The organism is Shinella sp. M31, from assembly GCF_049199205.1.
Lineage (GTDB): Bacteria > Pseudomonadota > Alphaproteobacteria > Rhizobiales > Rhizobiaceae > Shinella.
The window spans coordinates 1-11606 of the sequence record NZ_JBLZPH010000068.1 but is presented as its reverse complement, the minus strand read 5'-3'; the positions used below and the strand labels follow the sequence as shown (position 1 = coordinate 11606).

9 protein-coding genes and 1 pseudogene are annotated in these 11606 nt (G+C 60.7%); 3 read left to right on the top strand and 7 right to left on the bottom strand.

Annotation, left to right across the window (positions count from 1 at the left end; translation table 11 throughout):
- Nucleotides 1–1386 (bottom strand): nucleobase:cation symporter-2 family protein (locus ACOZKU_RS10500; RefSeq protein WP_421578818.1); only part of this gene is annotated, 1386 nt, incomplete at its 3' end.
- Nucleotides 1387–1434: 48 nt separating this feature from the next.
- Entirely contained in the window at nt 1435–1935 is a 501-nt protein-coding gene (locus ACOZKU_RS10495; RefSeq protein ID WP_421578817.1) for a nucleoside deaminase, read from the bottom strand.
- A gap of 116 nt (nt 1936–2051) precedes the next feature.
- Here ACOZKU_RS10495 and ACOZKU_RS10490 point away from each other — a divergent pair, with 116 nt between their 5' ends.
- A complete protein-coding gene (locus ACOZKU_RS10490) occupies nt 2052–2960 on the top strand; it encodes a LysR family transcriptional regulator (RefSeq protein ID WP_421578816.1) in 909 nt (302 codons plus the stop codon).
- Between the two features lie 112 nt (nt 2961–3072).
- Here the strand turns inward: ACOZKU_RS10490 and ACOZKU_RS10485 are convergent, their stop codons facing one another.
- Nucleotides 3073–5142, bottom strand: a complete 2070-nt coding sequence (locus ACOZKU_RS10485) for a beta strand repeat-containing protein (RefSeq protein WP_421578815.1) — start codon at nt 5140–5142, stop codon at nt 3073–3075.
- 394 nt (nt 5143–5536) lie between these two features.
- Entirely contained in the window at nt 5537–6733 is a 1197-nt protein-coding gene (locus tag ACOZKU_RS10480; protein ID WP_421578814.1) for a LuxR family transcriptional regulator, read from the bottom strand.
- 270 nt (nt 6734–7003) lie between these two features.
- Here ACOZKU_RS10480 and ACOZKU_RS10475 point away from each other — a divergent pair, with 270 nt between their 5' ends.
- Nucleotides 7004–7912, top strand: a complete 909-nt coding sequence (locus ACOZKU_RS10475) for a helix-turn-helix transcriptional regulator (protein WP_421578813.1) — start codon at nt 7004–7006, stop codon at nt 7910–7912.
- A 293-nt stretch (nt 7913–8205) separates the two neighbouring features.
- On the top strand, nt 8206–10143 hold the full coding sequence (locus ACOZKU_RS10470) for an AI-2E family transporter (RefSeq protein ID WP_421578820.1): 1938 nt from the start codon (nt 8206–8208) through the stop codon (nt 10141–10143).
- 269 nt (nt 10144–10412) lie between these two features.
- Here ACOZKU_RS10470 and ACOZKU_RS10465 read toward each other — a convergent pair whose 3' ends face one another.
- From ACOZKU_RS10465 to ACOZKU_RS10455, 3 genes and pseudogenes are all read right to left on the bottom strand, one after another.
- Nucleotides 10413–10715: a DUF982 domain-containing protein gene (locus ACOZKU_RS10465; RefSeq protein ID WP_421578819.1), complete on the bottom strand. Its 303-nt coding sequence runs from the start codon at nt 10713–10715 to the stop codon at nt 10413–10415.
- Between the two features lie 216 nt (nt 10716–10931).
- Complete coding sequence (locus tag ACOZKU_RS10460) at nt 10932–11213, bottom strand: hypothetical protein (protein WP_421578812.1); 282 nt, start codon at nt 11211–11213, stop codon at nt 10932–10934.
- A gap of 84 nt (nt 11214–11297) precedes the next feature.
- Nucleotides 11298–11606, bottom strand: a pseudogene (locus ACOZKU_RS10455) (phospholipase); the annotation flags it as partial.

The following is an 11606-nucleotide window of genomic DNA, read 5'->3' as shown; positions in this document are numbered from 1 at the left end:
GGCCATAGCAACGTGACCGTGAGCACTGAGCCCGTTGAGGGCGGCGTTCATGGCGATTGCGGTGACCGCACCCATGATGACGGGGGAGTGGAACACCACCTGGGACCAGTCCGGCATGAACTGGAAGAAGTCCGGCTTGACGATGGTGATCATCGCCATGGCGACGCTCAAGCCCACGACCATGAAGTTGTTGAAGGTCGTGTCGAAGTCGATCTTCTGCAGTGTCTTCATGCCGACAACGACCAGCGTGCCGAACATGACGAACCCGGCGCCGCCGACCACGGGCTTGGGCAGCGAGGCGATGGCCGTCGCCAGCACCGGCGAAAGACCGAGCACGATGAGGAAGCCGCCTGCCAGCGCGACAGTCCAGCGGCTGCGCACGCCGGTGATGTTCACCAGCGCCACGTTTTCCGAAAACGCGGTGTAGGGGAACGAGTTGAGCATGCCGCCAAGCATGGTCGATAGGCCGTCCGCCCTTAGCAGGTCGGCGATGGTGCGTTCCGTCGCGGGCCGGCCGACCATCTCGCCGACGACAACGGTGTCGCCGACCGATTCCACCCAGGTGATGGCGACCACCAGGCACATGGTGAGGACAGGCACGAGATGGAAGGTCGGCAGGCCGAAGTGGAACGGCGTGACGATCGCAAGCGGCGCCGCGTCCTTGACCGCGCTGAAATCGAGCATGCCCATGGCGGCGGCAAAGCCGACGCCGACGACAAGGCCGACGAAGACCGAGATGTTCTTCACGAAGCCGCGGCCGAACACATTCAAGAGGACGATGACGGCGAGCACGAGGAAGGCAAGCCCGATATAGGCCGGCTTGCCTGCATCGGGTACGAAGCCGCCCGCGGCATACTGGATGGCGACCGGCAGCAGGCTGAGCCCCATGATCGTCAGCACCGCGCCGACGACGACCGGCGGGAAGGCCCTGACGATGTAGCGGCCGAGCGGCGCCATGAAGATGGCGAAGAGCCCCGCCGCGATGACGGCGCCGTACACCGCCTGCAGGCCGGCATTCGGCCCGGCTTCGAGGATCGCCGGATTGCTGCCGATGGCGATGACCGGCGAGATAGCGGCAAAGGTTATGCCCTGCATCAGCGGCATGCGCACGCCGAAGCGCCAGAACCCGACGGTTTGGATCAGCGTGGCGAGGCCGCAGGTGATGAGGTCGGCCTGGATGAGGTAGGCGATCTGCACCTGGGTTAGGTTGAGGGCGCTGCCGATGATGAAGGGGACGGCGATGGCGCCGGTATACATGACGAGGACATGCTGCAGCGCGAGCACCCCCATGCGGGCGGGCGGCAGGACCTCATCGACGGGATGGACATGCCGTGCATTCTCGTTGGCGCCGGCCGCAGCCGCGCCATGGTCCGCTTGTCGGGACATGGTCTGAACTCCTGAAGAGGAAGGAAAGGGCGATGGCTTCCGGCATGTTCACCAGAAGCCTTCATGCGCCTTTGCAATCTCCCCTTCGAGGGCGGGGACGGGGCCTACGACCTCCACCTTGCGCTGCCCGGCGTTGAAGATGTGCTCGCAGGGCATGTCCATGGTCAGGTTTTCCGGGTTATCGCCGGTCAGTTCCGCAAGGCGCTTTTCCGTCATGCCGTAGACGAGGCGGCCGATACCCGCCCAGTAGGTGCCGCCCGAGCACATGCAGCACGGCTCGACCGAGGTAACGAGCGTGCACTCGGCCAGGAATTCCGCCGAATAGGCCTTAGCCGCGTCGCGCGCGACATTCATCTCGGCGTGGCCGACGCCCTTGTCGTCCTTGAACGTGTTGCCGGAGGTCAGGAGCACCGCCCCGTCCGGTCCCGCCAGCAGCGCACCAAACGGGTGGTTGCCCGCCGCCCGGCTTTCCTCCGCAATCTTCATCGTCTCGCGCAGATTGCGCAGGTCGATATCCGTTGTCTGTCCCTTGTTCTGTTTGTCGAGCATTCGTCACTCCTCCTGAACGCTTGAAATTCCCGCAATCAGAGTGCGCGAGAAGGGGGCTTGCGCCAATTAGAATGAATTGCGCATAGTGTTCGAAAAAACTGCACAGGGAGGGGCCGGTGTCTGCGTTCTCGCGAGAATTCTTCACCTTCGTCGAAGTGGCGCGCGAGCGCTCCATCCGCCGCGCGGCGGAAAAGCTAAATCTATCCGCCTCCGCCCTCAGCCGCCAGATGCAGATCCTCGAGCAGACCTTCGGAACGACGCTCTTCGTGCGCAAGCCGCAGGGCGTGCAGCTGACGGAGCAGGGGCAGGTGCTGCTGGCGCAGGCCGAGCGCTGGCTGGACGACGAGAGCGCGCTGCGCGCCGCGCTGCAGCAGGCCGGCGGCAACGGTGGCGGCACGCTGAGGCTCGGTATCATGGAATGCCTGGTGCCCTATATCCTGCCGGGGCTAGAGGGGGAGGCCGCGCCCTCCGCGCTGAAGGTCTCGGTCGGGGACACCGGCACGCTGGTCGGCCACCTTTGCCGCAACGAGATCGACGCGCTGCTGGCCTTCAACGTGCCGCGCCTGCCGGAACTTCGGGTCTATGACGAGCGGAGCTACGATCTCGGCGTGGTCTATGCCGCGGGGCTTGCGCCCGCGGGCGAGCCGCCGTTCCGCATCGAGAGCTGCCTCGGTCGGCCGCTCTGCCTGCCCGATACCAGCCTGTCGGTCTGGCCGCGGCTCGATGCGGAGGTCTACCGCGTGCATGCCGAGCCGCATATCGCGCTGCGCAGCAACTCCATCGCCCTCATCACCGAATATGTCGCCGCCGGCAAGGGCATCAGCTTCCTGACCTGGCTGGACGCGGCGGCGGGCGTCGCCGAGGGCCGCTTTCTGTTCGCGCGGCTCGCAAACCGCCGCCTTTCGGAGAAGCTCTATCTATGCGCGGCGGCGAACGCTCCGCTCGGGCCTTTCCAGGCGGCGCGTACCCGTGCGCTCTTTCGCCACGTTCCCCTGTTTCCGCAAGCAGAGTTTGAGGGCAGTTAGGCCCGAACTCACAAGCGGCAATCGGCACGGCTTAGGCGCTCAATCAATTGTGAACAGATTCAAGACACCGCTATACTCCTCACCAAAGGTCGTGCTTGCCGTTGCGCAACGATCAGAGAATGAAATCGCTGGCCTGGAAGGCGATGGCATCGTCGAAATGCAGGACGAAATCGGCAACCTTGTCGCCATTGATATCGCCATAGACATAGGTGTCGGAAGCCTGCTTGTCGAAGTGCAGCTCTCCCTTGCCGCCTGAAAAGGCAGCGGTGCCCTTGAAGACAAAAGCCTGATCACCCGACAGCGCCGTGTTGGCGTCAATCCCCGACAGGCCGATTCTGTCGCCCTGCGCATGGCTGAAATCGAAGACCGTATCCTGGCCCGCCGCCGCCAGCGTGCTGTCGCCCGCGGCCTTGAACAAGAAGATATCGGCGCCCGCACCGCCCGTCAGCTTGTCAGCCCCCGTCGTTCCGAACATCACATTGGCGCCGCTGTTTCCGGTCAGCGTGTCATTGTGGCTGGAACCGACGAGGTTTTCGATCGAGACATAGATGTCTCCCTTGGCGTCCCCGGTATTGGCGGAAGCATTCGCGAGATTGGCGACGACGCCGGCAGAGGCACCCTTGTAGGACGCCGTGTCGGCGTTGGTCCCGCCATCCAGCTTGTCGGCGCCTGCGCTGCCGATCAGAACGTCGTTGCCCGCGCCGCCGGAAAGGGTGTTGGCCCCGGAATTGCCGGTAAGGGTGTTGGAGAGCGTGTTGCCGGTCGCATTGATATTGGACACACCCAGCAGCTTGAGGTTTTCGATCGTCGCGTAGGCGGATAGGGAGCGGGTAATGGCCGAGGTTATCGTGTCGATCCCGGAGGCATCGATGACCTTGTCGCTTCCCGAACCCAAGACATAGGTGTCATTGCCGGCGCCACCGTTCAGCGTATCGATCGCCTGGGTGTCCTCCACGCCTCCATTCAGAATGTTGTTGCCGGAATTGCCGACGATGACATTTGCATATTTACCCCCGGTGCCATTGATATCGGAGGAGCCGAGCAGTTTGAGATTCTCGACGAACGCATAATCTGCAAGCGAGCGGCTTATCGTCGACGTGATGGTATCGACGCCGCTTTTGGTCGTTCCCGGGAGATCAACGGACAGCCCTTCTTTGACGAGATCGTGGCCGGAACCGAGAACATAGGTGTCATTTCCTTCGTATCCGATCAAAGTATCGACAACCGAGTCGTTGCCGCCATAGAGAACGTTGTTGCCGGAGTTCCCGCTGATGGTGTTCACAAACGCGTTGCCGGTACCGTTGATATTTGCCGTTCCGACGAGGCAGAGATTTTCGATCATGTTGTCGGCCGCAAGCGCGTAGGAAAAGCCGGAGCCGATCATGTCGTTTCCGCTGCTGTCGATGATCGCAAATTTGGTGGCGCCAAAGATATAGTAGTCGTCGCCGGCGCCGCCGTCGACCGCATGGTCGATCGAGCCGCCCCGGTTGTCGAACTCGTCGTTGCCATCACCCAGAACGATCTTGCCCTTGATCGTTCCCGTGTTCTCGATGCGATCGCTGGTCGAATTTCCCTGGATGGCGATATCACCGGATTTGATAAGGCCGTCATTGGTGATCATGTTGGTCACGGGATTTGCAGAAAGCTCGATGCCGATGGATTTCGCGTCGATAACGCTGGTCGCCCCGAGCTTAATATAAGCGGAGCCGTTTTGGGCGACGAAACCCCTGTCGGCCGTGATCGTCCCCGCATTGCTGAAAGCCGAATAGCCGTTGGCGTTTTCGAAATACACGCCGACATTCGCTGTGATCGCACCGGTATTGAGAACCTGTGTGTCGTCGGCACCGACGTAGATTCCCAGGCGTTCGGCTGTGATGTGTCCGAAATTTTGCACGGTCGTCTTGTCGCCATAGACGGCTATGCCGCTGTAGGCATGGATGCTTCCCCCGGCCTCGACCTGAAGGGCGGCGCTCGGGCCGTTGGAGAGAATCCCGTCTTTGTACATACCATTGGCGAGGATGCTTCCAGCGACCGTGATGAAGCTGTCATGGAATGCGTCGTTGTTGACGATGCCGTGGCCGTTGGCGACGGTGATCGATCCGGTATCGGAGAGGACCCATCCCTGGTTCGATTCGTCGACGTAATAGGTCTTGGTCTGTGGTGTCGTGATATATACGGGCATTGTATGGTTTCCTTGAAGTTGGTTCGGACGAAAAGGGGGCGTGACGGATCGAGGCGGGCTTCAAGCCGGCCGTGAATCGGCCGGTTCGAGCCGGCATGCTCACGGTTGGTGCTGTCGGTGTTTTTCGCCTCCCGGCGGTTGAGCAATTGACGATCAATTTCATCAGCTGTCTCACAGGGCATTCGGGAAATCTTGGACAGCGGCCCGCGCTTCTTGGACAGGGACACGCACTGACGATTTTTTTTCCGCATGGCGGTTTCAGCGCGTTATTCGAACGCAAAAGGCTCCCGCCAAGTCGCTGACCGCGACCGGGACCGGGGCTCCAATTCCCGGGTGCTGACGGGTTATTCGACCGCGCCGTCCTTCAGCAAACGAGCAGGCGTGTCGAGGCCGGTCACGGCAGGGGAGCGCCGATGTCGGCGATGAGCTTGACGAGATCGGGTTGCCGGCTCGTCCCGGTCTTGGCATAGATGCGATTGAGATGGGTCTTCAAGGTGTTCTCGCCGATCCCCAACGCCCGCGCCGTCGACGCCGCACCGGCGCCTCTGCCGACCGCGAGGAGAACACGCGCCTCTGCTGGAGTGAGGTCGAAAAGGGTCATCAACACGGCCACTGGAATCGGCGTCGTCGAGATCGTCGTCGAGACAAAAACGGCGGCCCGCGCGGGACGGAAGACGGCACGCGCCGTGCCGGCGGTGAGCGGCAGGACGTAAGCGACGGCCGGAGTTTCTCCAGGTGCCGAGATCGGCATACCGATGCCGCGTGCGCCGAGCGTGACATCGGCATTGGACGCCGCAGCGATTGCGGTCAGCAGCACGCCGGCCATAGCGGGGTTTCGCGGCTGCAGCACGCCGTTGCGCGACAGGATTGGTGCCTCGGCCGACAGCATTCGCTCGGCGCTGGCATTGGCATAGAGAAGCCTGCCTTCGGTGTCGGTGAAGACGATCGACGTAGAGAGTGCATCCAGCGTCTCGCGATAGAAATGCGCCATGACGCGCGCCTGGTCGAGCAGGTCGCCGATCAGCGCGGCGCGGCGCAGATGTGGCGCGAGCAAGGCCAGGAAGCGTTGCTCCTCGCTAGAAATCACGTCGCGGTCGGCATAGATGGTTGTGCCGAGAAGCCCGAGCCGATCGTCGGTATCCACGAATTTGACCATGCAGCCTTCGCGCAGGCCCTGTGGTTCGGCCCACTCGCGATAGAAGCGCGTAGCGCGCAGCTCGGGTTCGCTGAGGCAGGACAGCGTGGTCAGCGGCGTATCGAGGTCGCCAACGACGGCGGGCATGAGGCCAGGAATGTCTTGGAAGCCGTATTCGACCTGAAGCACGCGCATTTGTTCGGCATCCCAGGTCGAATGCGCGGCGAAGCGGCCATGACTATCTTGTGCGCTGGCGAGCGCGATGGTCGTATAAGCCGAGGCGGTCGTCTGCGTGATCCGATTCAAGACGCTGACCCAGCCATCGGGGTCCAGAACGCAATCATAGATGTCGCCAACAATGGATGACAGTTGTTCAGCATTAAGTCTCGTCACGCTTGATCCCGTCATCAACCACACAATCGACCTAGTGTTCCTGGAACGGCTATAGCGCACCATTTGGCACCCTGTCTTCGGGAAGCAGAAGGAAGACGATCGTGCTCGATTTCCTGGCGCGTCATACTTTACGGTGACGACATGGACTGGAGCGCATGATTACTGGTCAGGAAGGCTGGGTAAAACCCAGCGACCAGCCGATAGGGCTCCGCGTCCGAGCCTGTCACATACGACCGCTCGTGTCAGCGGCTCCGTGAGACGCAAGTCAGGCCATTGGGAGGGCTGGCTGTGCCGCCAAGACAGGAATTCTCATCGGCAAACTTGCCTGAGCATATGAGCGATCGGGAACGGTTGCACCTCTGGCGTGACATTCATTATGCCGAGGTGGCGCCCGTCGAGGTCGGCATCTCCGACATGCCGTTCGAGGCGACCTTGCAGGCGGCGGTGATCGGTGACCTGACCTGGGCGAAGATGTCGGGGACGGTGAACCGTGTAACCCGTACCCCGCATAGCGTCCGTATCAATACACCGGACGTCTATCTGCTGGTGATGAATCTCGGGCAGTCGGTCATCGGCGGAACCTATGGCACACGCAATGTCGTGATGAACACCGGCAGCGCCTTTCTTGACGCGTGCCAGCCTCAACAGTTCACCGGAGGCGACTACAATATCTGGGCCAATCTCGTCGTGCCGAGAAAGATCCTAAACGACAGGTTCGCCGGCATCGAGGACAGGCAAGGCCTGCTGATCGGGGCGGACAACGAGGCGCTACGATTGCTGCGCAACTACCTGACAATGGTGGACGGCATAAGCCCGCCGACGGGGTCGGTGCTCGATCATGTCTGCGGCACGATCGTCGATCTGGTGGGACTGGCGACCGGAGCGAAAGGCGAGGACGCCGAGCTTGCGGGCGCACGAGGCCTGCGCGCCGCGCGCTTGCAAGCGGTGATGAAGCAGATTAGGCGCAACTATCGCAATCCGGCGCTGTCCGCGTCCGCGGTCGGCTTGCAGATGGGCCTATCCGCCCGCTATGTACAAGACTTGTTGTCGTCCGCAGGGGGCAGTTTCTCGGAACGGATCCTGGAGTTGCGCCTGCAAGACGCCAAGGCGATGCTGACCGACACCCGGTACCAGGACAAGCGCATCGGTGACATCGCTCTCGAAGTTGGCTTCAGCGACATCTCGTATTTCAATCGCAGTTTCAAAAAACGGTTCGGATGCAGCCCGCGCGCGGCCCGTTGAGTTCGCGAGCGCTGCAACTCGCGCCTGTTGACGTTGTGCCGGTCACAGTCTTCGGAGCCGTTGTGGCATAGGCGATGACACCTAGCGGCGTGCATTGTGAGGCGTTGCGCGGCACGCGTTGTACCAACACGCAGCTAGTTCCTGGGTAAACTGGGCAAGCGCCATGCTTGCCAAGTTCTGCTTTCGCACTACCTCGACCATAGTGGGTGTCCGGCTGTACTTTCGCGGTCGAGAGCTTAGACCTGGAGGCGGATTTGCGGAACGATTTCGACGGCTCTCGTCGCCTCTATTCTATGTCGCCGTCGTTACCCTCGCGCCTTCCGGCTTTCGCGAGTGTTCTTGCGGTCATAGCCATTTTCTATTTTGCCAAGGAGGTGCTTCTTCCTCTTGCGATTGCGGTTCTGCTGACTTTCGCGCTGGCGCCAATCTCGTCGCGGCTCCGAAAACTGGGGATCCCGCGCATCCTGGCCGTCGTCATCACGGTTGTGATTGCTTTCCTCATTCTCGCTTCGTTTGCCCTTGTCGTCGCTTGGCAGGTCGCCGAGGTCGCTCAAAACCTACCTGCCTACCAAGGCAACATCATCGCCAAAATCAGGGCTCTCCACGAGAGCGGAACCGATAGCGGGATCGTTCGTCGACTGACCTCGGTGATCGAAAGCGTTGGTCGGGAACTCAACAACGCGGAGCCGGCGGTTTCCGGCGCGACGCCAAGATCAAGAGAACCGATGCTCGTGGAAATCTTCGCCCCGAGCAGGCCTATCGAAACCCTAACGAGCCTTATCAGCCCGCTGCTCGGTCCGATCGCGTCGTTGGGCCTTATAATTGTCGTCGTCATCTTCATGCTTCTAGAACGGGAGGAACTGCGCGACCGCTTCATCCGGCTCGTCGGCTATGGAGATTTGCACCGCACCACCGAAGCCCTTCAGGAGGCTGGCAGTCGCGTAGCGCTCTATCTCCTGATGCAGATGATTGTTAACTGCGCTTACGGAATACCCTTGGGACTGGCTCTTTGGGCGGTGGGCATTCCCAATGCGGCCCTTTGGGGAATGCTGGCAATCGTGCTGCGGTTCGTTCCCTACATTGGGCCTGCGATCGCAACGATACTGCCGCTCTTTCTTGCTTTCGCTGTCGATCCAGGCTGGAGCCTTGTTCTCTGGGTTGGGGCAATCTTTCTCGTTCTGGAATTGACAAGCAACAATATTGTCGAACCGTGGCTCTATGGCTCCCGGACGGGTCTCTCCCCACTTGCCATTATCGTCGCCGCGATCTTCTGGGCATGGCTATGGGGGCCTGTTGGTCTCGTCTTATCTACCCCTTTGACCGTGTGCCTGGCGGTGCTGGGACGTTACGTGCCGCAGTTCGAATTTCTGGAGGTCCTGTTTGGAAGCGACCCCGTGCTCGATCCCAAGGAGCGCCTCTACCAGAGGCTTCTGGCTGGCGATCCTGCCGAAGCGACCGACCAGGCTGAGGAGATTCTCGAGCAGGACTACCTGGAGGATTATTATGGCAAGATTGCCATTCCGGCGTTGTTGCTCGCCGAGCAGGATCGACGTCGAGGCGTGCTGACGACTGAGCAGATGGAGCAGGTATACGAGGCCGCTACCGCATTGGTCTCCAACCTGGAGGAAATCGCTCAGGAGGAGGAAGAGGAGGAGACCGATGGGGAGGGGCCAACATCCGTTGCCGGCGCTAACGAAAAAAATCAGGAGGAGGAGCTTCCGGATGGTACGGGCAAAACCGTCTTTTGCATTGGCGGTAGAGGGGCACTGGATGACGCCACGGCCGCGATGCTGGCCCAGGTTCTGCAGGTCCAGGGAGCGGAAGTGGCGACCGCGAGGCACTCCGATGTCGCAAACCGCCGCAAGAGGGATCTCGTGCCGAAAGAAGCGGACGCGATTGTCATCTGCTTTCTCAACGAGGAATCCACGAAGCACGCGGGCATCCTCGGGCGCCGCCTCAAGCGCATGCATCCCACCATGCGGGTGGGGGTGGTGATTTGGTCTGACCGCGAATCCGCCAAGCCAACGGTACTGAACGAGGTCGACTTTGTTGCAACTACATTAACAGGCGCGGCGCGCGAGGCGCTTTCGGATGGCATGATCTCACCTTTGACGCCCTCCCGAAAGCTTCATATTCGTACCCGACGGCCGGTGCAGCGAACCACGAAACCCTCTGTCGAGCCGGGCTATGAATCGGGATCATCTCGTGATCTCACCCATAATAGCGATTAAACGGTTAGGATGCTGATCCGCCCGGAATGCGTGCCTCAGCGATGCGTGAGCCATGACGAGATCGCCGGACTGGACGCCCGGCCGTCCAAGATCCGCCGCGATCCTTTCCCTTGTGTTCATTCCGCTGCCATCCCCCTGTATGGTTTTAACGTCCGATATCCGGAGCAACTCGATCGCGGATACAATTGAGCCGGCATTGCCAAAGACCGGAATTCCCATAGGCGGCGACCAAGAGAGGCAGCCATTGCGGCCTCTGCGATGTGCCTCGCTCAGGCCATTATGCGGCCGCCGCCCGATCCCGGCTTGATCATCCATGGCTGAACGCTGGGCGCCTTTACCAGGATGCCCTTCCTCTTCGCGAAGGACCGAATGGCGTCGCGCGCAACCTTCAACGGCTTGTGCCCATCCCAGGCCATGTAGCAGATCTTCAAGGTCGCATCATGAACCAGGTCGCGATCGTGTTGCGGCCATTCCTCCAGAAGATCGATGGCGTCATCCAGACAGGTCACTTCGCGGACCAGTTCTTTGCGTTCCAGAATATAAACCGGCCGATCGAAAACTTTCGAGTTCATCTCTACCTCACTGAAAACGTTGGTGATCAACAAGGGTGGCGCTCAGAATCGAGCGCCATGGGAAATTTATTTTCGGTGATTTCCAGTTTCAAGAGCGGCGCCCCATCTCCACGTAATGAAGACGCCGGTTCACACGATGAAGTGACAGGAAGCGCCGGATACCGGTCACCGCGTCGAGGCGCTTGCGACAGACACAAGGATGGAAGCTTCGCGAGCTTACCGGCCGCCAGCCCCGCAGCCAGTTTCTCGAAAGAATTTCGTTGCGAACGCATCGGGGTTCTTGCCTCCTGCGGCCACTCTCCACGAGATTTTCCGCGGCAGCCGCATCGCCACCGTTTCGCTCGCCGATGATTGAGAACAGGAGATGGTCCGATGGCGCAGGCCGGTGCCTTTTAAAATGCGATGGACGAACACCTCTAACTGCTTTCCGGCAGGTTGGATGCGGGGGTATGCCGACATTGTTTCAAAATGCCGCTCGCGCACTTGGCTCGAATTCATTCTTGGCGAGGTCGTCCCACCACGGAAGCGCATTTAGGAGTTCGTAGCAGACACATCTAACGTGGATACTAGGGTTTTGGCCGGCTAGCCTTCATGCTTGCGCCTTCGACGCGGCAAATGCAGTCGCCCTCGGAACAGGCCGCGGCGTTCTATCGGCTCGAAGACCTCTTCCGGGCCTTCAGGATCCAGGATTTCGTTATCTGCGAGCCACTTTTCGAGGTCGGACACTTCTGGCGTCGTGTAAGGGACTAAAGTGCGTCCTGGCTGGGATTTACGGAGAGTTTCAATCGCCGCAATCAGAGATCCTGACTGTGCCACCGCCTGCTCCACTGTGCCAGCAGATACTCCGAGATGTTCGGCCAGCAAGTCAGTTCTAAATTCTGAAATGCGTCG

What these genes read in the sequence shown, in the direction of transcription:
- ACOZKU_RS10495 (WP_421578817.1), bottom strand. Translation starts at nt 1,935, where the DNA reads ATGCTCGACAAACAGAACAAGGGACAGACAACGGATATCGACCTGCGC.
- ACOZKU_RS10485 (WP_421578815.1), bottom strand. Translation starts at nt 5,142, where the DNA reads ATGCCCGTATATATCACGACACCACAGACCAAGACCTATTACGTCGAC.
- ACOZKU_RS10480 (WP_421578814.1), bottom strand. Translation starts at nt 6,733, where the DNA reads ATGGTGCGCTATAGCCGTTCCAGGAACACTAGGTCGATTGTGTGGTTG.
- ACOZKU_RS10475 (WP_421578813.1), top strand. Translation starts at nt 7,004, where the DNA reads ATGAGCGATCGGGAACGGTTGCACCTCTGGCGTGACATTCATTATGCC.
- ACOZKU_RS10470 (WP_421578820.1), top strand. Translation starts at nt 8,206, where the DNA reads ATGTCGCCGTCGTTACCCTCGCGCCTTCCGGCTTTCGCGAGTGTTCTT.
- ACOZKU_RS10465 (WP_421578819.1), bottom strand. Translation starts at nt 10,715, where the DNA reads ATGAACTCGAAAGTTTTCGATCGGCCGGTTTATATTCTGGAACGCAAA.
- ACOZKU_RS10460 (WP_421578812.1), bottom strand. Translation starts at nt 11,213, where the DNA reads ATGAATTCGAGCCAAGTGCGCGAGCGGCATTTTGAAACAATGTCGGCA.